The 21,472-nt window shown below is 73.2% G+C and carries 21 protein-coding genes and 2 pseudogenes; 10 read left to right on the top strand and 13 right to left on the bottom strand.

The genetic code is table 11. The features are described 5' to 3' along the window. Window positions 1–10 precede the first annotated feature (10 nt). A complete protein-coding gene (locus HW130_RS03795; RefSeq protein WP_177147940.1) occupies window positions 11–1,276 on the top strand; it encodes a cytochrome P450 in 1,266 nt (421 codons plus the stop codon). Between the two features lie 201 nt (window positions 1,277–1,477). Here the strand turns inward: HW130_RS03795 and HW130_RS03790 are convergent, their stop codons facing one another. From HW130_RS03790 to HW130_RS03770, 5 genes are all read right to left on the bottom strand, one after another. Further along, window positions 1,478–2,716, bottom strand: coding sequence for an aromatic acid exporter family protein (locus HW130_RS03790; protein ID WP_177147939.1), 1,239 nt, complete (start codon window positions 2,714–2,716; stop codon window positions 1,478–1,480). 69 nt (window positions 2,717–2,785) lie between these two features. After that, window positions 2,786–3,037: a DUF5133 domain-containing protein gene (locus HW130_RS03785; protein WP_177147938.1), complete on the bottom strand. Its 252-nt coding sequence runs from the start codon at window positions 3,035–3,037 to the stop codon at window positions 2,786–2,788. A 159-nt stretch (window positions 3,038–3,196) separates the two neighbouring features. Further along, window positions 3,197–4,216: an iron-containing redox enzyme family protein gene (locus HW130_RS03780; protein WP_309140313.1), complete on the bottom strand. Its 1,020-nt coding sequence runs from the start codon at window positions 4,214–4,216 to the stop codon at window positions 3,197–3,199. Between the two features lie 5 nt (window positions 4,217–4,221). Continuing rightward, window positions 4,222–4,422 (bottom strand): CDGSH iron-sulfur domain-containing protein, encoded by a 201-nt coding sequence (locus HW130_RS03775; RefSeq protein ID WP_177147937.1) that lies wholly within the window; start codon window positions 4,420–4,422, stop codon window positions 4,222–4,224. Then, complete coding sequence (locus HW130_RS03770) at window positions 4,406–5,092, bottom strand: HemK2/MTQ2 family protein methyltransferase (protein ID WP_177147936.1); 687 nt, start codon at window positions 5,090–5,092, stop codon at window positions 4,406–4,408. The genes HW130_RS03775 and HW130_RS03770 overlap by 17 nt, the downstream gene beginning before the upstream one ends. Window positions 5,093–5,267: 175 nt before the next feature. Here HW130_RS03770 and HW130_RS03765 point away from each other — a divergent pair, with 175 nt between their 5' ends. After that, window positions 5,268–6,305, top strand: coding sequence for an NAD-dependent epimerase/dehydratase family protein (locus HW130_RS03765; protein ID WP_177147935.1), 1,038 nt, complete (start codon window positions 5,268–5,270; stop codon window positions 6,303–6,305). Between the two features lie 77 nt (window positions 6,306–6,382). Here the strand turns inward: HW130_RS03765 and HW130_RS03760 are convergent, their stop codons facing one another. Both HW130_RS03760 and HW130_RS03755 read right to left on the bottom strand, forming a co-directional pair. After that, window positions 6,383–7,063 carry an HAD family hydrolase gene (locus tag HW130_RS03760; protein WP_177147934.1) on the bottom strand — a complete coding sequence of 227 codons (681 nt, stop codon included), beginning with the start codon at window positions 7,061–7,063 and terminating at the stop codon, window positions 6,383–6,385. A gap of 59 nt (window positions 7,064–7,122) precedes the next feature. Next, window positions 7,123–7,968: a VOC family protein gene (locus HW130_RS03755; protein ID WP_177147933.1), complete on the bottom strand. Its 846-nt coding sequence runs from the start codon at window positions 7,966–7,968 to the stop codon at window positions 7,123–7,125. Between the two features lie 671 nt (window positions 7,969–8,639). Between HW130_RS03755 and HW130_RS03750 the strand changes: the two genes are divergently transcribed. After that, entirely contained in the window at window positions 8,640–9,029 is a 390-nt protein-coding gene (locus HW130_RS03750; protein ID WP_177147932.1) for a VOC family protein, read from the top strand. A gap of 6 nt (window positions 9,030–9,035) precedes the next feature. Here the strand turns inward: HW130_RS03750 and HW130_RS03745 are convergent, their stop codons facing one another. After that, the gene (locus tag HW130_RS03745; RefSeq protein WP_177147931.1) at window positions 9,036–9,740 is read right to left on the bottom strand and encodes a type 1 glutamine amidotransferase domain-containing protein; all 705 of its coding nucleotides are present in this window, start codon (window positions 9,738–9,740) and stop codon (window positions 9,036–9,038) included. A 125-nt stretch (window positions 9,741–9,865) separates the two neighbouring features. On the opposite strand from HW130_RS03745, the gene HW130_RS35615 reads away from it, so the two are divergent. Beyond that, window positions 9,866–10,771 (top strand): LysR family transcriptional regulator, encoded by a 906-nt coding sequence (locus HW130_RS35615; protein ID WP_309140312.1) that lies wholly within the window; start codon window positions 9,866–9,868, stop codon window positions 10,769–10,771. Between the two features lie 60 nt (window positions 10,772–10,831). Continuing rightward, a pseudogene (locus tag HW130_RS36935) lies at window positions 10,832–11,025 on the top strand (2OG-Fe(II) oxygenase); the annotation flags it as partial. Window positions 11,026–11,088: 63 nt separating this feature from the next. Here HW130_RS36935 and HW130_RS03730 read toward each other — a convergent pair. From HW130_RS03730 to HW130_RS03715, 4 genes are all read right to left on the bottom strand, one after another. Continuing rightward, the gene (locus HW130_RS03730) at window positions 11,089–12,300 is read right to left on the bottom strand and encodes a cation:proton antiporter (RefSeq protein ID WP_177147930.1); all 1,212 of its coding nucleotides are present in this window, start codon (window positions 12,298–12,300) and stop codon (window positions 11,089–11,091) included. A 4-nt stretch (window positions 12,301–12,304) separates the two neighbouring features. Beyond that, the gene (locus HW130_RS03725; RefSeq protein ID WP_177147929.1) at window positions 12,305–12,775 is read right to left on the bottom strand and encodes a cation:proton antiporter regulatory subunit; all 471 of its coding nucleotides are present in this window, start codon (window positions 12,773–12,775) and stop codon (window positions 12,305–12,307) included. 164 nt (window positions 12,776–12,939) lie between these two features. Then, window positions 12,940–15,042 carry a SpoIIE family protein phosphatase gene (locus tag HW130_RS03720; protein ID WP_375256503.1) on the bottom strand — a complete coding sequence of 701 codons (2,103 nt, stop codon included), beginning with the start codon at window positions 15,040–15,042 and terminating at the stop codon, window positions 12,940–12,942. A gap of 248 nt (window positions 15,043–15,290) precedes the next feature. Then, a complete protein-coding gene (locus HW130_RS03715; RefSeq protein WP_177147928.1) occupies window positions 15,291–15,725 on the bottom strand; it encodes a hypothetical protein in 435 nt (144 codons plus the stop codon). A 208-nt stretch (window positions 15,726–15,933) separates the two neighbouring features. On the opposite strand from HW130_RS03715, the gene HW130_RS03710 reads away from it, so the two are divergent. The 5 genes and pseudogenes from HW130_RS03710 to HW130_RS03690 all read left to right on the top strand — a co-directional run bounded on the left by HW130_RS03710 (window position 15,934) and on the right by HW130_RS03690 (window position 20,680). After that, the gene (locus HW130_RS03710) at window positions 15,934–16,509 is read left to right on the top strand and encodes a potassium channel family protein (protein WP_177147927.1); all 576 of its coding nucleotides are present in this window, start codon (window positions 15,934–15,936) and stop codon (window positions 16,507–16,509) included. Between the two features lie 122 nt (window positions 16,510–16,631). Beyond that, entirely contained in the window at window positions 16,632–17,195 is a 564-nt protein-coding gene (locus HW130_RS03705; RefSeq protein ID WP_177147926.1) for a rhodanese-like domain-containing protein, read from the top strand. A gap of 198 nt (window positions 17,196–17,393) precedes the next feature. Then, window positions 17,394–17,940 (top strand): annotated as a pseudogene (locus HW130_RS03700) (alpha-L-fucosidase); the annotation flags it as partial. A gap of 239 nt (window positions 17,941–18,179) precedes the next feature. Beyond that, entirely contained in the window at window positions 18,180–20,237 is a 2,058-nt protein-coding gene (locus HW130_RS03695) for an ATP-binding protein (RefSeq protein ID WP_177147925.1), read from the top strand. After that, the gene (locus HW130_RS03690) at window positions 20,234–20,680 is read left to right on the top strand and encodes a roadblock/LC7 domain-containing protein (protein WP_177147924.1); all 447 of its coding nucleotides are present in this window, start codon (window positions 20,234–20,236) and stop codon (window positions 20,678–20,680) included. Before HW130_RS03695 ends, HW130_RS03690 begins: the two co-directional genes overlap by 4 nt. A gap of 132 nt (window positions 20,681–20,812) precedes the next feature. Here the strand turns inward: HW130_RS03690 and HW130_RS03685 are convergent, their stop codons facing one another. Next, entirely contained in the window at window positions 20,813–21,187 is a 375-nt protein-coding gene (locus HW130_RS03685; protein WP_177147923.1) for a VOC family protein, read from the bottom strand. Between the last annotated feature and the right edge of the window lie 285 nt (window positions 21,188–21,472).

The raw sequence follows: 21,472 nt of genomic DNA, 5'->3' as shown, positions 1-21,472 counted from the left end.
CCCTGAGCGCATGGATCTCCGCGAGACACTGCGCCCCGACGCCACCCTCTCCGCTCTGACCCAGGGCTACGCCTGGATCCCGGACCTGCTGCGCCGGGAGGGCGGAGCGCCCGTCACCACCCGCTTCCTCGGCCGCCGCGCCGTCGTGCTGCACGGCGCGGACGCGGCGCGCTTCTTCTACGACGAACGGCACGTCGTCCGCCGCGCCGCGCTGCCCGGCCCCGTGGTCGACACGCTGTTCGGGCGCGGGGCCGTGCACACCCTGGACGGCGAGAGCCACCGGGTGCGCAAGGCGCTGTTGGTGTCCCTGCTCAAGGACGAGGCGGCCGTCGGTTCTCTCGCGGAGAGCGCCGGCACGGAGTGGGACCTCGCGTCCCGGTCGTGGGCCGCCTCGACGCGGACGGAGCTGTTCACCGAGACCGCGCGGGTGATCACCCGCGCGGTCTGCTCGTGGGCGGGCATGCCGCTCGGCGACGCCGAGGTCCCGGCCGTGGCGGACGACCTCGTGGCCATGGTCGACGGCTTCGCCACGGCGGGCCCCCGGCACTGGCGGGCGCGCCAGGCCCGCGCCCGGCAGGAGGCGCGGATCGCGGAGCTCATCGAGGCGGTGCGCGACGACGCGGTCCCGGACGAGGACGGCGCGCCCCGCGGCTCGGCCCTGCGGGCCGTCGCTCTGCACCAGGAGGCGGGCGGACGACCGCTGGACACGCACACGGCGGCGGTGGAGGTGCTGAACATCGTGCGCCCGACCGCCGCGGTCGCCTGGTACCTGACGTTCGCCGCGCACGCGCTGCACCGCTGGCCCCAGCACCGCGACGCACTGCGCACGGGCGATCCCGCGTACGCAGAGGCGTTCACCCACGAGGTGCGCCGGTTCTACCCGTTCGTGCCCTTCGTGGTCGGGCTGGCAGCGGCGGACGTGCGTTACGAGGACGCGGAGATCGCCGAGGGCACGCTGATCGTCCTCGACGTGTACGGCCACCAGCACGACCCGGCCCTGTGGCCCCACCCGTACGCCTTCGACCCGGCCCGCTTCACCGCCGGCCCTCCCGCCGACCCGTACGCGCTCATTCCGCAGGGCGGCGGCGATGCGGCGACCGGCCACCGCTGTCCGGGCGAGGACGTCACGGTCGCGCTCCTGGCGACGCTGGCCGTGCGGCTGGCGCGGCTCGAGTACGAGGTGCCTGCGCAGGATCTGTCCATCCCGTTGAGCCGGATCCCCACCCGCCCCGCCGACGGTTTCGTGATCGACGTGCGGTCCGCTCCGGAGGGCTGAGTCCCTCGCCTCACCGGGCTGCCGCACCGGAGGCGGGGACGGCGTCCCCGACCACATCGCTCGCCGTGAGATGCGCCGAACCGGCCCCGGCCGAGGCGAAGAAGAGCACGACGCACCAGCACAGAGCCATGGTGGCAGCGGTGGGCAGCCGGGACCTCGGTGGTGACGGTTCCTCGTGGGTGTCTCCTGCCGGGCATCCGGTCAGTGGGCGGCGGACCGGCGCTGCCTGCGGTTGCGCGCCCGGTCCAGCAGCGCGGAGAGCTTCGGGCGGCGCGCCCGCTGCTCCCTGGTGTGACGGTCGAGTTCCTCCATCAGACGCCGCGAGCGGTGGTCGAGGTCGAGTTCGTCGAGGATGCGGTCGATCTCGGTGAGCAGGGCGCCGTACAACTGCCAGTGGCGGGGCACCTCCTGCATGCCCTGGAGCAGCAGGTCCGCGGCATTGTCGCGGCTGGTGCGGGCGGCGGCGAGTTCTCCGGTGAGCCGGGCCTCGGCGGCGTCCGCGCTGCCGCTGGTCGTGGTGGTGACGAGGACGGCGAAGCTCACGAGCGTGTCGGCGACATGGCCGAGGAGTTCCTGGAGGGCGACGCCCACCTCGTGCGTGAACAGGGCCTCGTCCCTGCGTTCCTTGGCGAGGTCGGTGATGGTGCGCGCGAGGACGCGCAGGACGACGGCGCAGATCTCCAGCGTGTCCAGTCCGGTGCGCAGCACGATGCGGTGCAGCAGCCCTTCCTTGACGCGGGGGTTGAGCCGCAGGCTGTCCTCCGCCTGCCGCAGGGCCGCGTCGACGTCGGCGACGTCGTTGTCGAGCCGGCGGGCCTCGTGGAGGCGGGCGGCGGCCCGTTCGACGTGCGTGGGGCGGGTCAGTTCCTCGCCGATCAGGAGCAGGAGCCGCCGCATGCGCCGCGCCAGGTCCTCGATGGAGTCACCGGCCGTCTCGACCCACACGGGCGGTACGAACACGACGTTGAACAGCAGACCCACCACGGCCCCGATCAGGGTCTCCAGCACCCGGTCCCAGGCGGTGTCGGCGACCTGGGTCACACCGAGCACGAGCATGGCGCTGATCGCGACCTCGGGGACGAACTCGTCGACGCGCACGAAGTGTCCGACCACCAGGGAGGCCAGGATGATCAGACCGAGGCTCCACCAGCTCAGCCCGACGAGCACGCTGAACCCGATGGCGATGAGCACGCCGACGACGACCGAGTTCACCCGCCGTACGCCGGTGGTGAGCGTGGAGTAGAGGGTCACCTGCACGACCAGGAGCGCGGTGAGGGGGGCCGTCAGCGGCGGAGCGGTGCTGTCGACCGCGTACAGGGCGACGACGTAGGAGATGGTCGCCGCCGCCGTGGAGCGCAGAGTCTGCGTGACGACGGGTTCCCTGCGCCGGCGTACGAAGCCGACGACGGGCTCGGGAAGCGCTCTGCGGACTTCGAGCACCTTGCTCCTTCCTGGTCCGGGCCGGCTTCCCTCGCCGGTCCGGCCGGCCGCTGCGGACGTTCCGTCCGGTCAGCAGCCGCCGGACGCCGCGCGCTCGCCCATGGGCTGCGCACCGGAGCGGATGTGACGGTGCACGTAGCGTTCGGCCGCCAGCACCGCCTCACGGGCCGTGCGCTCGCACATCAGGACGCACAGCGTGTACGCGGTGTCCTCGAAGCGTCTTCGGGCGTGCTCGTCGTGCGGAGCGGCGAGGAGGTGGTGTTCCTGGGCCCGGTAGCGGGCAATCAGCCTGGTGATGACGCTCGTGTCGGGCATCAGCATCGTGGTCTCCCGGTTTCTGCGGCCCCCAGCCACGCGGCGGAACGACGTCCGTCCGGTGCCTCATTGTGATCCGGAGCGCCCTTTTCCGCCACGTGGACCATCACGTTGCGTAGCGGTTCGTATCCGTACGGTCGAACCACGCGACGGCACCGTGTCATCTCACACCTGCGTCCGCAGGCTCGTGGCCCCTTGCCGCCAGGCGCCCAGCAGTTGCTCGGCGAACCGGTCCTCGACGAACTCCGTCGCCGCGATCCCGAACGCCACCTCCGGCGCGAGGGAGGGCTCGTCCTCCAGGAGCCCGCCGATGACGTCCCGGCGCACGACCTGTTCGTGGACGGCGTCGGCGATGACGTGCTCGTCGTAGAAACGCTCGGCGGCACTGCCCGCCCCGGTGCGGCGCATCGCCGCGGCCAGCCTCCGGGACGCGGGCGACGAGGTGATCTCGACGGCGGCGAAGTGCCCCACCAGAGCGCCGCGGTGGGCGCGGTGCAGTCCCAGCAGGGACATCAGGTTGACCGTCGCCAGCATCTGTGCGGACGCGGCGTCCGCGTAGCGGCCGTAGGCGGTGTCGAGGCGTAGGTCGGCCATGAGGTCGGCGAAGAGCCGGGCGTGGACGCGTTCGGGTCGGCCGCCGCCGAACTCGTCGAACTCCACGGCGACGAACGCCGCTTTCGCCCGGCCGCGCAGGCGCGGGATGACCCAGGCGTGCGGGTCGGCCTCCTTCAGGTGGTACAGGGAGCGCTGGGCCGCGTACTCGCGCAGCTGCCAGAGCGAGCCCTCGTCGTGCAGGTACCGGCTGACGCCGGTGCCGCGGACCGGTTCGACGAGCAGGGCGTCGAGCGCGTCGTCGAGGTCCGGGTGGCCGGTGGTCCCGGCGCGCAGGGCGCACTGGAAGTTCTCCTCCATGGCCGCGCGCAGCCGCAGCAGCTCCGGGTCCCATTCCCAGGCCGGGTCGACGCCGGTGAAGCCCAGGTAGTGCAGTTCGTAGCAGGCGTAGAGCGCCAGTTGCAGGTCGTCGCCGAGCGGATCGGCCTGTTCGGCCTCGTGGGCGCCGGGGAACCGCGCCAGGGCGGGCGAGGTCCGCAGGGCGTCCAGGACGGCGGCCGACAGGTCTCCGCGGGCCTGCGGCAGTTCCCGCTCCGTCGTGCCCCGCCCGAGGGGTGTGGGGGCGTGTTGCACCGCGCTCACTCCTTGGCCTTGCGCCGATGGCTCGTGTCGCACCAGGGGTAGGCCCGGCTGCGGCGGCACGTGCACAGCGCCACCGTGAAACGGTCCGAGGTGGCGACGGTGCCGTCCTCGAGGACGACGTCGACGGGGCCCTCGACGAGCAGCGGGCCGTCGCGGGTCGGCGTGATGCGGCAGGGCCGTTCAGATGCGGTCGGCACGGACGATCACCAGCTCTTCCTTGTCCTCACCAGGGGCGATCAGCCCCTGCCGGCGCAGCCATGCGGCACGGGACCTCAGGACCGGCCCGAAGGGCACCTGCTCGCGGTCGGTGACGACCGCATCCAGCCCAGTGCGGCGCAGCCGCTCCAGGGTGGGCGCCACGCCGCACAGCGCGGAGTGCACCAGCAGCAGCACCCCCCGGCGCCGCAGGAGCTCCGCGGCGCCGTCGCAGATCCGGTCCAGTACCGCACGTCCGTCGGGGCCCGCGTCCCAGGCGACGGCCGGGCCGCGCCGCGGCGGCCGCGTCCTGGGCGCGGGCACGTACGGCGGGTTGCCGACGATCAGGTCGAAACGACGGCCGGCCGCCGGGGCGAGAAGGTCGCCGTGCAGCACTTCGACGTGCTGACCGGCGAGAGCGGCGTTGGCGCGGGTGGTGAGCACGGCACTCCAGGAGGTGTCGACGGCGGTCACCCGGGCACCGCGCCGGGCGGCCGCGAGCGCCAGGACTCCGCTGCCCGTTCCGACGTCGAGTACGTCGGCCCCGGGCCCCAGCGGCTCGCGCGCCAGTGCGTCGGCCAGCAGGAACGTGTCCGCCTGCGGGACGTACACACCCGGGGTGCGCAGCAGTCGGGGCGAGCGCGTCCTCTCGGGCGTCGCAATGGTCACCATCGTCGCCACCTCGGGGTCTCGTGCGGGCGGTCGTCGCCCGGCCGTGATCCCCGGGTGCCCGCGTCGGCGGTTTTCATCCCGGCAACTCCTGTCCCTGCTGTTTCGGTCGGTGCCCCGCGGGGACCCGGAAGCCACCGACATCCGAATGCGGGAACGACAGCACGACGGAGACCCGATGAATACGACGACAGGGCTGCGAGTGGTGGTCACAGGAGCGACGGGGAACGTAGGCACCAGTGTGGTGCGGGCGCTCTCGGGGGATTCGCGTGTCGCGTCGGTCCTCGGACTGGCCCGCCGCATGCCGGAGCTGCGGCTGTCCCGGACCGAGTGGGCGTCGGCCGACCTGTCGGCCGACGACGCGACGGCGGACCTCGCCCGCCTTTTCGAGGACGCCGACGCGGTGGTGCACCTGGCCTGGCGGTTCCAGCCCACGCACGATCCCGGCACCACCTGGCAGAGCAACGTCCTCGGTTCGCTGCGGGTCTTCGACGCCGTCGTCGCGGCCCGCGTACCGGTTCTGGTGCACGCCTCGTCGGTCGGCGCGTATGCGCCCGGGCCCAAGTCCCTGCCCGGTGTCGACGAGTCGTGGCCCACGCATGGCGTGCCCGGTGCCGCGTACTGCCGTGAGAAGGCCTATCTGGAGCGGGTGCTCGACGCCTTCGAGGAGCGGCATCCGGAGGTCCGGGTGGTGCGGATGCGCCCCGGCTTCCTGTTCAAGGAGAGCTCCGCGAGCGAGCAACGCCGCATCTTCGCCGGGCGTTTCCTGCCCGGACCGCTGCTCAGGCCGTCGCTGCTCCCCGTCGTGCCGGACATCGAAGGGCTCCGGTTCCAGGTCCTGCACACCGACGACGCCGCACGCGCCTACCTCATGGCGGTCCTTCTCGATGCGCGCGGAGCGTTCAACCTGACCGCCGATCCCGTGGTGGACGCGAACGTACTCGGCGAGCTGCTGGACGCCCGGGTGGTGCGGGTGCCGAAGGGGCCCGTGCACGCCGCACTGGCGGCGGCCTGGGCGATGCGCCTCGTACCGGCATCGCCGCAGCTCTTCGACGCCGTGCTGCGGCTGCCTCTGATGGACTCCACGCGGGCCCGGGAAGAGCTCGAGTGGCGGCCGGAGCACACGTCGGTGGACGCGCTGCAGGAGTTCCTGCGGGGCGTACGGGAGGGCAGCGGGGAGGCCACCGCGCCACTGGCGGGTCACCGGGCGCACTGACGCGGGCGGCCGTGCCGCTCAGGTCGTGCAGCGGCGCACGATCTCCGCGCATCAGCGCATGGCGGCGCGCACGTGGATCAGCCCGTGGAGCGGCGCACGATCTCGGCGAACGGGCCCGTGTGCAGGGCGCGGAGCAGATCCGCCGGGTCGTCGTGGACCGCGTGCGCGCCCGCCTCGACGAGGTCCGCGCGGGGAATGCCGCCGCACAGGAGGCCGACGCAGAGCACGCCCGCGCGCCGGGCGGCCCGCATGTCCCACACGGTGTCGCCGACGAAGACGGCGCGCTCGGCGGGCACCCCGGCCAGTTCCAGCGCATGCCGGACCGGCTCGGGCGCGGGCTTGCCCTCGGCGACGTCGTCGGCGCTCGCCATGGCGCTGACGGCGTCGTCCGCGTCGATGGCCCGCCGCAGGGCCGCGAGTTCGGCGCCCGACGCCGAGGTCGCGAGCACGACGGTCCAGCCGGAACGGGAGAGGGTGCGCAGCAGTTGCCCCGCCTGGTCCAGGGGCGGCAGCCGGTCCGAGTACGCCGCGTACAGGGCCTTGTGGGCGGCCTTGACGGTCTCGTCCCGGTCGCGGTCGCGGTCGTCGCCGAGCAGGTGGGCGACGAGGTCGCCGCCGGGCAGGCCGACGGCGCGGTGGATGTCGTGCATGGCGACGCGGTGGCCGGACTGCCGGAAGGCCTCCCACCAGGAGACGACGTGCAGGTGATTGGTGTCGACGAGGGTCCCGTCCACGTCGAAGACGGCGGCTCGTTCCATGGCGGGCCTTCCTGCGTCTGCCGGGGCTCCTGCGGTACGGGGCTTCAAGACTCCTGGCTCTACGGGCCGACGAGGGAGGGGTCGGGACCGGGGACCGCGTCGTCCAGCGAGCTGACCGTGAAGATCGCCCCGTCCGGGTCGCGCAGGCTTGCCTCCATCCCCCGCGCCGTGGAGCGCTCGCCGAGCAGCGTCGCCCCGTGCCTGCGGGCCGTGTGGGCGGTCTCCTCCACGTCCTTCACCGCGAAGTGGACGTGCCAGCGCGGGTGCAGGAGGGGGTTGATCGCGGTGCCGTCGGCGCCGGAGGTGAGGCGGGCGAGGACGCGTCCGGAGCGGTGGAGGAGTACCGCGTCCTCCGCGTAGCTGACCTCGCAGCAGCCGGCGCGGTCGGAGGCCCAGTCGAGGATCTCGCCGTAGAAGATCGCGGATTCGAAGGCGTCCCTGGCCAGCAGCCTGATCCAGGCGGGCGCGTTGTCCTGCCAGGCGGGCCAGTCCCTGACCAGCTCGCCCTCCCAGATGCCGAACACCGCGCCGTCGCGGTCCGCGGCGAGCAGGCCGCGGCCGGTGGCCAGCGAGAGGGGGCCGACAGCGACCGTGCCGCTGCGTTCCCTGATCCGGCCGGCTGCCTCGTCGGCGTCCTGGACCGCGAAGTACGGGGTCCAGGCGACGGCGACCGTCAGGCGGGGGGCGAGGGCGCCGATACCGGCGACGGGCGCGCCGTCGGAGAGGGCGACGCTGAACTCCTCACCGAGCCTGCCCTTGCGGAACTCCCATCCGAGCACCGCCCCGTAGAAGTCCTGGGCGGCCTTGAGGTCACGGGCCATGAGGCTGACCCAGCAGGGCGCGCCGAACACCGCCGCGCTCTGCGCGGCGGTCGCGGACCGGGCCGGGGTCGTCTTGTCGTTCATCACCATGTCCGGCTGTCGTGGGCTCGGCTGGGACCTGTCGCCGGGACCTGCGGCGCCTGGCAGGGCCGCGTCCCGGAACCCATGTTCCCCCGTGCGACGGCAAGAGGCGAACCCGGCGATCACTGTACGTGACCATGTCGCCACGGGCCACGCCTCCCGGCGTCACAGCACCGGCTTCGCCCTGCTGGTGCCCGCTCGGGGAATCGGTAACCCCCGCCCCGACCGGCTCCTTGCCCCAGGCGCGCCCCCCGGCCTGCGGCGTCGCCGGTGCCGCGCGGCGTCGGGCGGGCGGGCACCGCCCGACGCCGACGACAGACCCCGCCGGGCGACGGCCGGCGCACGGTCCCGTGAGGCCGCGCGACCACGCCCCTGCGCCGCTTGCCCGGGTCGCGCCCTCGCCCGAGCGAACGGCGCCGCACGCCACCCGCATGAAGTGCGCGGCGACCGGGTCGGCATCCGCTCGGCAGGCGAACACGCCGCCTCGCCACGCCCTGCCCGCGGGTCACGCCCCGGCGACGCCGCCGTACAGCGCGCACCCCGGCGGCGGCTCGGCCGCAGACGTCCGCGCCCCGCGCCCGGCCGCGGAGGGCAGCGACGCGCAGCCCCGGGTACCGCCCGCACCGCCCGGCCACCCGTCGTGTGCGGCGGGACGGCCGGGGTAGGCGGACTGCATGACGGTTACGAAGACAGCAGTCCTCGTCCTCGACTCGGCCGAACCCCGGCAACTCGCCGATTTCTACGCGGCGTTGCTCCACGCCGAGGTCCGCGTCGGTCATGATCCGGATCTCGTGGAAGTGGCCGGGCAGGACGGCGTGGTGCTCGCCGTGCGACGCGACCACGGGTACGCGCCGCCGAGCTGGCCGCGCCCCGAGGACTCCCAGCAGTCCCATCTGTACATCCGGGTCGCAGAGGGCGACCTGGACGCGGCGGAGCGCGAAGCGGTGACCCTCGGCGCGATGCCCGTGGACAACGGCGCCGGGCCCGGCCCGGGTCATGCGCGCGTCTACGCCGACCCGGCCGGCCACTCCTTCACGCTGGAGCCCGCTCCCCGCACCGGTTGAGCCGTGTCAGCGCGCGGCGAGCGCGCCCACGACGCGCCGTGCCGTGTCCGCGCTGGACTGCGGGTTCTGGCCGGTGATCAGGTTGCCGTCCTCGACAACGGTGCTCGACCACGCCGGGCCGGTGCTGACCCTCGCACCGAGTTCGCGCAGCCGCGACTCGACGAAGTACGGCGACCGGTCGCCGAGCCCGCCCTGGCGCTCCTCCTCGTCGCTGAACGAGGTCACCTCCCGTCCGGCGAAGGTGAACGAGCCGTCCTCCCGGCGCGCGCTCAGCAGAGCCGCGAGCCCGTGGCACAGGGCCGCCACGACGCTGCCGCCCCGGTCGGCGTCGTTCAGCAGCCGGCCGAGGTCGGCGTTGTCGGCGAGGTCCGTCATCGGCGCGTGGCCGCCGGGGATGTAGACGGCGTCGTAGTCGTCCGCGGACACCTTGGCGAGGTCGAGCGGCGCGGCGAGGTCTCCGTCGATGGCCGCCAGGTACGCGGTGAAGCGACGGGCGTCCTCCTCATCGACACCGCCCCGCGCGTCCAGGCTGATCGGGTCGGCGGTGGGCCGCACGCCGCCCGGGGTCGCGATGGTCACGTCATGGCCCGCGGCACTCAGCAGCTCGTGCGACGCGGCGACCTCCTCGGCCCAGAAGCCGGTCGGATGGCTGGAGCCGTCGGCCAGTTCCAGGCTGTCGGCACCGGAGACGACCATAAGGATCTTCGACATGAGGAATGGGTCCTTCACTGATGGATGTCGGTTGTTGGGGCTCGAAGCGGACAACAACAGCTTTCACCCGACGCCATCCGCGGGCATCATGGACGCCATAAGTTCCCTTATGGAAAGAGGGTGGCGTGCCCGCGCTGCATCTGCTGTCCACCTTCCTCGAGATCTACCGCTGCGGCTCCCTCTCCGCCGCCGCCGAGCGGCTGGGACTGACCCAGCCCGCGGTCAGCGGCCAGCTGGCACGGCTGGAACAGGAGCTGGGCGAGCCGCTGTTCGTACGCTCCCGCAAGGGGGCGACGCCCACGGCCCGCGCGGCCGACCTCGCCGCGCGGATCGGCACGCATCTGGACGAGCTCCGCGCCGCGCTGGACACCTCGGGCGACGGCGCCGCTCATGTCGGCACCGTACGCATCGCGGGCGCCGCCGAGCTGATGGCCTTGCGGGTGCTGCCCACGCTGGCCCCGCTCACCACGCGAGGGCTGCGCCTGCAGGTGACGCTGGGACTCGCCGCGGACCTGCTGGCGGCCCTGTCGGCGGGACGCGTCGACCTGGTGGTGTCGGCCGTGCGGCCGACGCAGCAGGAGATCGCCGCCACACCGCTCGTCGACGAGGAATTCGTCCTGGTGGGACCGCCGACGCTGGCCCGCACCGTCGACCCCGTGCGGCTGGCGGCCGATCCTGCGGGCGCACTGGCCCACTTGCCTCTCGTCGCGTACGCGGACGATCTGCCGATCGTCAGGCGCTACTGGCTGAGCGAATTCGGCCGGCGTCCGCCGAACGGCATCGCCGTGACCGTTCCCGATCTGCGGGCCGTGCTCGCCGCCGTCGTCGCGGGGGCGGGCGTCAGCACGCTCCCGCGCTACCTGGCGGAACCGGCCCTCGCCGCCGGATCGGTGGAGCTTCTTCACGAACCGGCCGCACCCCCGCTCAACACGCTCTATCTCGCCGTCCGCGCGGGTGCCCTGGTCCACCCCCCGCTCGCGCTCGTGCACGACCATCTGCGCACCAGGGCCCACCTGTGGGGCGCGCTCTGACGCGACAGCGACGTCCGATTCCCGCCGGACGAACGGCTCCCGGTCGCGGTCCGGACAGGCGAGCAGCGGCCCCGGGCGCAGTCCCGCGGCACGGTGCACGTACGGGAACAGGGCCACGGCCTGGTCCTCACCACACGGGGCCGCCCGGTCGCCGCCCGCCGCGGCTGGTCCGCCGGGGCGGTCCGGCACGGCGTGAGCACCGTCCGCTCGGGCAGCGCCGCTCGCCGGGCCTGGTCTTCCACGACGCGGCGTGACGCGGTACGCGCCCCGGGGCCTTTGGCGGTGGCCGCGGCCGCCGCCGGGGCGGGCGCGAGACGTCAGTCGCGGGCCTCCACCCGGGCCGGCTCCGGAACCGGCCCGGTGACGGGCCGACGGCGCCGGGACGTCAGCCAGAGGCCGACCGGCTCCGTGTACCGCGCCGTCAGCGGGCCGACGACCACCAGGATCAGGACGTACGCCGTCGCCAGCGGACCCATCGACGGCTCGATCCCCGCCGAGACCGCGAGGCCCGCGATGACGATGGAGAACTCGCCGCGCGCCACCAGTGTGCCGCCCGCGCGCCAGCGGCCCTTGGGGCCGACACCCGCGCGCTTCGCCGCCCAGTAGCCGGTGGCGACCTTGGTGAGGGCCGTTGTGACGGCCAGCGCCAGGGCGGGCAGCAGCACCGGCGGAATGCTGGACGGGTCGGTGTGCAGTCCGAAGAAGACGAAGAACACCGCGGCGAACAGGTCGCGCAGCGGGCTCAGCAGCGTGTGCGCGCCCTCGGCCACCTCGCCGGACAGCGCGATCCCGACGAGGAACGCGCCGACCGCTGCCGAGACCTGGAGCTGCTGAGCGATGCCCGCCACCAGCAGGGTGAGGCCGAGCACGACCAGCAGCAGCTTCTCCGGGTCGTCGCTGCTGACGAAGCGTGAGATGACCCGCCCGTAGCGGACGGCGACGAACAGCACCGCGCCCGCGACGCCCAGCGCGATCGCCAGCGTCACGCTGCCCGCGGCGAGACCGACGCCGGCGAGCAGAGCGGTGATGATCGGCAGGTAGACGGCCATCGCCAGGTCTTCGAGGACCAGGATGCTGAGGATGACCGGCGTCTCCCGGTTGCCGAGCCGGCCCAGGTCGCCGAGCACCTTGGCGATGACGCCGGACGACGAGATCCACGTGACACCGCCGAGGACGACGGCCGCCACCGGGCCCCAGCCCATCAGCAGCGCCGCCGCCGCGCCCGGCAGGGCGTTGAGGGTGAAGTCGACGAGGCCGGCCGGGTACTGCGTCCTGAGGTTGGAGACGAGGTCGCTCGCCGTGTACTCGAGGCCGAGCATCAGCAGGAGCAGGATGACGCCGATCTCGGCGCCTATCGCCACGAACTCCTCGCTCGCGCCGAGGGGCAGCAGACCGCCCGTGCCGAAGGCGAGACCGGCGAGCAGGTACAGCGGGATCGGCGAGAACCGCAGCCGCCCCGCGAATCTGCCCAGCAGTCCCAGGCCGAGGATGATCGCGCCGAACTCGATGAGGAATACCGCGGAGTGCACCCGGTCACTCCCGTCCGAGTATCGCCGCGGCCGCCTCGACGCCCTCGCGGGTGCCGATGACGATCAGCGTGTCCCCGCCGGCCAGCCGGAAGTCCGGCCCCGGCGAGGGGATGGCCTCGGCCCGGCGCAGTACGGCCACCACCGAGGCACCGGTCTCGGTGCGCAGCCGCATCTCGCCCATCACACGGCCGTTCCACACGGAGTGCGCGGACACCTCGACGCGTTCGGCGATCAGGCCGAGGTCGGTGGTGTGCAGGACGTTGGAGCTGTGGTGGTCGGGCATCAGGGCGTCGATGAGCGAGGCGGCCTCGGCGCTGGTCAGGTGCACGGACTGCGCGCAGGCGTCGGGATCGTCGGGCCGGTAGACGTTCACCGAGCGGGTGCCGTCGCGGTGGGCGATGACCGACAGGTGCCGGTGCTCGCGGGTGGTGAGGTCGTACTGGACCCCAATGCCTGGCAGAGGTGTCGTGCTCATCCGGGGAGCGGGCACGGCCCGTCCTCCTTGTTCGTTCGCGTCGTGCTTGCCTACGGGGACCTGCGGTGATCGGCGCGGCACCGCTCCGCCATCGTGTCACCCCCGCCCCCGGGCCCGTCCGGCGGATGCGCACAGCGCCGCCGCGGCCCGGGGGCGAGCCGACGCTACGAGCCGGTCACGCGGGCCAGGAGCAGCGCGACGTCGTCCGGGGCGTCGGGCCGGCGCAGAGCGTGCAGCAGCCGGTCACAGGTCTCCCCCAGCGTGGCGTCGGCGGTCTTGAGCAGGTCGAGCAGCATGTTCAGCCGGACGTCGATGTCCTGGTCGCGCGTCTCGACCAGGCCGTCCGTGTACAGGACGAGCACGTCACCCGGGTCGATGCCGACGGTGATGCTGCGCAGTGCGACGCCGCCGACGCCGCCGACGCCGAGGGGGGTGCCGGTGGGCAGGTCGAGCAGCCGGGGCGCGCACCCGCTGCGCACCAGGACCGGGGGCAGGTGGCCCGCGTTGGCGATGCAGCACTGGGCGCGGTGCGGGTCGTACACGGCGTACATGCAGGTGGCGATGTACGGGTCGAGTCCGGCGGTGATCTCGTCGAGGTGGCGCAGCACGACGGCGGGGTCCAGGGCGAGCCGGGCGAGCGTCTGGGTGGCGGTGCGCAGCCGGCCCATGGCGGTGGCGGCGTTGATCCCGCTGCCCATCACGTCGCCGACGACCAGGGCGGTGCGTTCCCTGTCCATGGGGATGATGTCGAACCAGTCGCCGCCGACCTCGCTGTTCGCGCGCGCCGGCTGATAGCGGGAGGCCACTTCGAGGCCGACGAGATGCTCGGGCGTCTCGGGCAGCATGCTGCGCTGGAGCGTGAGCGCGGTCTGGCGCTGCTGGCGGTACCACCGCGCGTTGTCGATGCAGACGGCGGCGCGCGCGGCGAACTCCGTCGCCAGCAGGACGTCGTCCTCGGTGAACGGGTCGGGATTGCGGGCCCTTTTGAGGTCGAGCGCCCCGAGGACCTCGCCGCGGGCGATCAGCGGCACGGCCATGTAGGAGTGCACGCCGGCCTCGGCGAGGATTCCGGCGGCCCTGCTGTCGCGGGCGATGTCGCGCAGGTCCTGCTCGCCGAGTCGGGGGATCGTGACGGGGCGTGCGGTGTTGACGCACTGGGTGACGAGGCGTCCGGCGTCGTACCGGGCGAGTTCACCGGGGCGGTCGGCGGCCTCGACCGCGACGGTGGGGTAGGCGGCGGCGACCGCGAGGGCGCGGATCAGCATCGGGGCGTCGTCGCTTCTTCGGTCCGGGCGGCCGTCGGGGCCGACGAGGACGCTGTCGAGGACGTCGACGGCGGCCACGTCCGCCAGCTCGGGCACCGCCACGTCCGCCAGCTCGCGGGCCGTCTGCTCCAGGTCGAGGGTCGTCCCGATGCGTACGGAGGCGTCGGCGACCAGGGCCAGGCGCCGGCGCGCCCGCTCCGCCTCCGTGGCCGCGCGGTGCCGGTCGGTGACGTCGACGACGGAGAGAGCGATCCCGAGCACGCGTCCGCCTGGGTCCTCCAGCCGGTACAGGGACACCGACCAGGCGCGCTCACCGACGGGGTCCGAGGGGACCCGGCCGAGCACATGCCGGTCCAGCAGCGGCGCACCGGAGGCCAGGACCTCGCGCATGGCGGCCTCGAGGCTCTCCGCGTCGCCGAACGGCAGCGTCTCCGGGATGCTGCGGCCGATGAGGTCGCCGGCGGGCCGCCCCCCGATCCGTTCCAGGGCGGGGTTCACCGCCACGTACCGCAGGTCGTCGCCGAGCACGGCGAGCCCGATCGGGGACTGGTCCACCAGGCGCACCGACAGCGCCAGGTCGCGCTCGACGCGGCGCAGCGTCGGCTGGTCGGTGGCGAGCCCCAGGGCGTAGTAGCCGCCGAGGTCGTCCTGCAAGCGCATGTTGCGCCATTCCAGCAGCCGTGTGGAGCCGTCCTTGTGCCGTACCCGGAAGACGCCCTCCCAGCCCTGGCCGCTCTCCATGACCTGTTGGAACAGGCTCAGCACCAGGTCGAAGTGCTCGTCGGCGACCAGAAGCTGCGCGGCGTACTGCCCCAGTGCCTCCTGCGGGGTGTAGCCGAGGAGCTCCTCCGCCTGCGGGCTCCACAGCACGATGCGGCCCTGTGAGTCGAGGACGACGGCGGCGACCGCGAGCACGTCCATGAGGCCGCCCGGCGGCGACAGCGCGGCGTCCGTACGGCGGTCTGCTGCGAGGCCGGCACGGAACAGGTCAGCGCTGCCCACAATCGCTCCTTCCCCTGTCACGATGCACAGGCACGGCCGTTCGCTCACGACCTCACACCGGATGACGGGTACCTCCCATATTCCCTCCCCACCGGCGTGCACCGCAGCCCTTCGGACCGATCTGTCGCGGCGGACCTCGCCCGGTCCTCGCCCGGCGCGTGCGCCGCGCACCCGGCGCGGCAGGCGGGACGGAACGGCGAACTCCGCCCGCACGACGGGGAGTTCGCCGGCCCCGCTGAGATCGCCCGTCACAGCACCCGGCCGCTGCTGCGGTACGCGGCGAGCGCCCAGATCACGAACACGTCCAGCGCGATCATGATCACCGACCAGATCGGGGCGTACGGCAGGAAGAGGAACTGCGTGACCAGGCTCAACGAGGCGAGCACGATGCCGGTGATCCGGGCCCACTCGGCGCCTTTCAGCACCCCGGCGCCGGTGACCGCGACGAGGAGCCCGATGACGAGATGGATCCAGCCCCAGCCGGTGAGACTGACCCGGTACACGTAGTCACCGACCGTGAGGTACCAGTCGTCCTCGACGATCCCCGCGATGCCCTGGAGCACGGCCAGAACGCCGCCGCACAGCATCAGGACGCCGGCGAAGGCGACTCCGCCGGTCACCCAGCCGGCGGCCGGGTCCGGTACGGGCGGTGTGGCGCCGACCGGGCGCGTTTGCTGACTCATGACCACTCCTCGCGCTGGGTCCCCGTACGCGGACGCGTGCGGGGTTTCGAGCGTCCGGCGGCGCCGTCCCCTGCGCCATGCGGAGGAATCCGGACGGGTGACGGCGGCGGGCCCGCGACGGCCGGCCTCACCCGGTTTCCGCAGCACCTGGGGCGTGTCGGGGCGGCACGGGCGTTGACTGGTGCGGACGCCGGCTCCGGGAGGCACCATGACGGCCACACCGAATCCGCGCCAGGCGCCGAGCGGCCCGGGCCGCCGGGAGCCGGCGCGGTTGCGGTTGCTCGCGGTCGTCGCCGTGACCGCCATGACCTCGGGGTACTTCGTGCTGCCGCTCGACGAGATCGGCCCGCACCGCCCGGTCGCGAGCTGGACGGTTTTCGCCCTGGCGCTGGCCGGTGTCAGCGTGCTGCTGCTCGTCCAGATCCGCGACGTCGTCGCCGGCGGCACGCGGGCCAGGCCCGGGATCGTGATCCCGCTGCTGATGTGCCTGTCGATCGTCATCTTCGCCGGCGCGTACTACGCGCTGGCGAAGCAGCCGGGCCAGTTCGACGGACTCGCCACCCGGGTCGACGCCCTGTACTTCACCGTCACCACCCTGGCGACGGTCGGCTACGGGGACATCACGCCCGCCGGGCAGACGGCGCGCGTGGTGACCATGGTGCAGCTCCTCTACACATTCGTCTTCCTGACCGCGGCCACGGCCGCGCTCACCCGCACGCTGCGCGGGCGACTCGGCGAAAGGCTGCGGCAGAGCCGGGACTTACCGTCGGACGGGCCTTCCTAGTCCAGAGCGTCTCCGGCGGGTATCCCGGCCGGGGCCACGACGCCCGGCGCCGGAAACCCCCTGGAAACCTGGTTCAGTGGGGTGTACGTCCGACCAGGAAGACAAGGAAGAGGGAAACGACCATGCCGAGCTCCTCCCTGACCGCCTCCGAGGCCCGCCCCCGGCTGCACGACCTGACCGTCATCGACGTGCGCACACCGGGCGAGTACGCCTCCGGCCATCTGCCCGGCGCCCACAACATTCCGCTCGACCGTCTGGACCGGGCGCTGCCCGCGCTGAGGACCGCGGCCGAGCGCGGCGATCTGCTGGTCGTCTGCGCCTCGGGCACCCGCTCGGCCCAGGCGTGCGACATCCTCGCCGGGCACGGCATCCCCGCGGCGACCCTGACCGGGGGCACCGACAGCTGGGCCGAGCTCGGTCACGACCTGCACCGGCCGGCCGGGGCGCGGACGGCGTGGGCCATGGAGCGGCAGGTCCGGCTGGCGGCCGGCTCGCTGGTCCTGGCGGGTCTCGCCCTGGGGCGGGTGCGGCCCGCGGCCCGGCTGCTGTCCGCGGGCATCGCGGGCGGACTGGTCTTCTCGGCCCTGACCGACACCTGCGGCATGGCCCACGTCCTGGCCAAGCTGCCCCACAACCGTCCGAAGGACACGGATCTCGACGCCACGATCGCCTCGCTGACGGCGTGAGGGGCCGCGTGCCGTCACCCGGGGCCGCCCGGTGTGACGGCACGGGAGGTTCCACTCCCCTCCGACTCCTCTGCGACGGTGAAAAACGACCAGTTGAGGTGAGCACGCCCCACGCACCGGATCCTGCGTCCGGCATAGCGTCGGCGCGGCGCGGCGCACGGCCGCCCCTTCCGTCACCACGACCGAGGCGTTGCCCTCATGCACATGCAGTCCCGGTTCTCCGACGCGAAGCTGGGAATCTTCGTCCACTACGGCGTCTACGCCGTCGACGGGGTGCCCGAGTCCTGGTCGTTCTACACCGGTCAGGTGTCCCACGAGCAGTACATGAAGCAGCTGGACGGCTTCACCGCCGCGCGATACGACCCGCGGGAATGGGCGGCGCTGTTCGCGCGGGCGGGCGCCCGGTACGCGGTGCTGACGGCCCGTCACCAGGACGGCGTGGCCCTGTGGGACACCGCGCTCGGCGACCTGGACGTCGTGCGCCGCACGCCCGCCGCACGCGATCTGGTCGGCCCCTACGCCGCCGCGCTGCGCGAACAGGGGCTCAAGGTGGGCCTGTACTACTCGCACTCGGACTGGAACCACCCCGGACTACGCGAGCATGCTGCACCCCCGCCCGACCCACGAGGACGTGCTCACCAGCCGCTGGGTCACCCCCGCCTGCGGTGTCGAGGACCCCGCGGCCTGGGCCCGCTACCTGGCCTACCGCGACGGCCAGGTCGGCGAGCTGGTCGACCGCTACCGCTCCGTGTGGATCGAGCCCCTGTCGTAGGGACCCACTCGCGACGGCCCGCCCCGGATCCGGGACGGCCGTCGTGGCGTTCCGGCGAAGAGATCGATACGGCTCCCTCGCCCGGTTCGGCACCGTATTACGGACAGATGGCGCGGCCCGCACCCGGAGACCGCCCCGTGGTGAGGGGGGTGCAACGGGCTCCTTACTGACGGGAAATGGCGTGCTGACGGTCGTTGCCTAGCGTCGGTCGTGTGACGGGGAACGCCAGGCCGGGGATCGGCCGCATCGCACGTGCACTGCCTGGTTGGAAGACCATCCGCGGGCGGGTCGCCATCGTGCTGGCCGTGCCGACGTGTCTGCTGCTCGTGCTCACCGGGCTCGCGGTCGCGGATCGCGCCGCCGACTGGTCCGCGGCGCGGGAGACCCGGGAACGGGTGGACCTCGTGCTCCGGGTCCAGGCGCTCGTACACGATCTGCAGCGCGAACGGGGCCTCACCAACGGCCTCTTGGGCGGCGCCCGCCAGTACCGCGACGACGTCGACGGGCAGCGCCTGCGCTCCGACGAGGCCCGTGCCGACCTCGCCGTGCTGCTCGCCGAGGGCGACAACGACACGGAGACCGCGTCCGCGGTGGAGGGAGCGCGGGCTTTGCTGACGGGTCTGGCCGCCGTACGGGCCGAGGTCGACGACGGGTCCGCGGACCGTGCGGCCACCCTGCGTTTCTACACCTCCGTCATCACCGCGCTGATCAAGGCACAGTCGGCGGACGGAGATGACGCGGCGCGCGGCGACCGGGCGCTGGCGGACGGGATCGACGCGCTCCAGGCGCTCGCCGACATCGAGGAATCCGTGGCGCTGGAGCGCGGCTCGCTCAACGGAGTGTTCGCGGCGGGGCGCTTCAGAGGCGGTGAGTATCTGGCGTTCACCGAGGTACGGGCCGCCCGGGTCGCCGCCCTCGGGCAGTACGCGCAGTCGGCCACCGAGGCCCAGCGGGGGGCGCTCGACCGTGCGTTCGCGACCCGCGACGCCAAGCGGGCCACCGGCCTGGAGAAAAGTGCGGCGGCCGGCGCGGACGGGTCCCGGCTGAACGTCGACCCGGATGTGTGGTGGCGGTCGATGACCGTGCTGGTCGACGACCTGCACGCCGTTCAGCGGAGCGTCGGCGCGGACGTACGCGACAGGGCAGGGCAGCTCAGCGATGATGCGACCGGCCAGCTCGGGGGCTTTCTCGGCCTCGGCGTGCTGATCGTCGCGCTCGCCACCGCCCTCGCCGTACTCTCGGCCCGCTCCATCACACGCCCGCTCGGCGCCCTCGCGCAGGAGGCGGACGAGGTGGCGGGTGCACGCCTGTCCGAGGCGGTCCTGCGCATTCAGCAGGCCGACCCGGACGACACCGCCGCCGGCCTCACACCGGAGCCGCCCGAAGCACGGCCGGAGCCCGGATTCCACGACGGGGCGCAGGAGATCGCCCTGCTCGCCGCGGCTCTTCACAATGTCGAGCGGACGGCTGTCGGCCTCGCCGCCGAGCAGGCCGTCCTCCGCCGCAACACCTCGGAGTCTCTCGCCAACCTCGGGCGCCGCAACCAGAGCCTGCTCCGCCGCCAGCTCGGCCTCATCACCACGCTGGAGAGCCAGGAGGTCGACCCGGACGCGCTCGCCGAGCTCTTCGAGCTCGACCACCTCGCCACCCGGATGCGCCGCAACGCCGAGTCGCTGCTCGTCCTCGTCGGCGAGCACGGGCCGCCGCGTACGTGGACGGGCACGGTCGGTGCCCTGGAGGTCGTCCAGTCAGCGGTGTCGGAGGTCGAGCAGTACCAGCGGGTGGCGGCCGTGGACGTCGAACCGTGCCGGATCCGCGGCCACGCGGTCGCCGAACTGTCCCACTTGCTCGCCGAGTTGATCGAGAACGCACTGGTCTTCTCACCGCCGCACAGCCCCGTCGAGGTGTACGGCTGGCGCGACGGAGCCGAATACTGCCTCGCCGTCGTGGACCGCGGCGTCGGCATGACCGCCGAGGCGCTGGCCCGCTCCAACGCCCGTCTCTCCGGCAAGCAGAGCTTCCTCGTCGCCCCCACCCGTTTCCTCGGCCACTACGTCGTCGGTCGGCTCTCCGCCCGCCTCGGCGCGCAGGTCGAACTCCGCGAGACCGAGGGCTCAGGCATCACCGCATACGTGGCCCTGCCGCCCGCGCTGCTCGCCGCCCCCGCCCCCATCGAACAACCACCAGGCAAGGACCGGATCAGGTCCATGCTCAGCGGCTTCCGCGAGGGCGTCGCCCGCGGCGCGGCAGCCGGAAAGGACAGCGCATGACCCTGACGACCGGCATCCCGCTCACCGGCGAGGCGCAGAACTTCAGTTGGCTCATCGCCGAATTCGTACGGACCGTCCACGGCGTCGCCGACGCGGTCGCCGTCTCGTCCGACGGGCTGCTGCTGGCTGCCTCCGATTCCCTGGGCCGCGACCACGCCGACCACCTGGCTGCCGTCGTCTCCGGCATCACGAGCCTCGCCCTGGGCGCGGCCCGGGCCCATGGCCGGCACGGCGGAGGGGGTGTGAGGCTGGTGATGGTCGAGATGTACGGCGGCTTCCTGCTGGTCACCACGGTCCGGGACGGAAGCTGTCTGGGCGTGGTCGCGGCGGAGGGCAGCGACGTCGGCATGATCGGCTACGAGATGGGGGTGCTGTCCGACCGCGTGGGCGGCCTGCTCACGCCGCAGCTGGTCACCGAGCTCCAGGCGGTCGCCACGCGCTGACGCGCCTTCTGCCCCCCATGAGCAAACGAAGGCCGGCGAGGAGTTCGAGAACACCGTGGCCCCCTGCGAAGAGGTGACGCCGGTGCCCGGCCGGGCGCCCCGTCGCGGGGGCCCGGCCGGGCACTGAGCCGGCTACAGGTAGGGGCGTGTGATCAGCTCGATCGCGTGGCCCGCGGGGTCCTTGAAGTACACCCCTCGACCGCCGTGCTCGTTGTTGATCTCGCCCGGGCGCCGCATCTGCGGATCGGCCCAATGGTCGACGCCGCCGTCGCACAGGCGCTGGTACGCCCGGTCGAACAGCTCGTCGTCGATCAGGAACGCGTAGTGCTGCATCTGGATGTCGACCGGCGGCTCGGCGAACTGCAACAGAACGCCGTCGGTGAGCTGGATGTTCGTGAACGGGCCCCAGGACGGCGCTTCCGGGAGTTCCAACAGCTCTCGGAAGAACCGCGCCGACTCGGTGCGGTCCTTGGCGGCGATGATGGTGTGGTTGAACGTGACTGTCATACGGCTGACCTCGCTGGTGTTCGACACGAAAAGGGACTCGCTGTGCGCAAGCACTGGGAGGTCCGCGTGCCGAGACGAGGGGGTGCCTTCTCGGCACCCGACGAGCGATCAGCCCTCCACCGGATGGCCCGTCTGTGTGTGGCGTATCGCCGGTCCGGTGTTCACGTCGGGTGACGTTACGTGATCCGGCCGACCACGACAACAGAGATGCGCGAGGAAGGCCCTTGAGCCCGCGGCAGCCCGGAGTCGGGCCATACCTCCGCGACGTCGCGCGCCGGGGGGCGG

Source organism: Streptomyces sp. PKU-EA00015 (assembly GCF_013387495.1).
Classification (GTDB): Bacteria; Actinomycetota; Actinomycetes; order Streptomycetales; family Streptomycetaceae; genus Streptomyces.
This window is presented reverse-complemented; position numbering and strand designations above follow the sequence as displayed.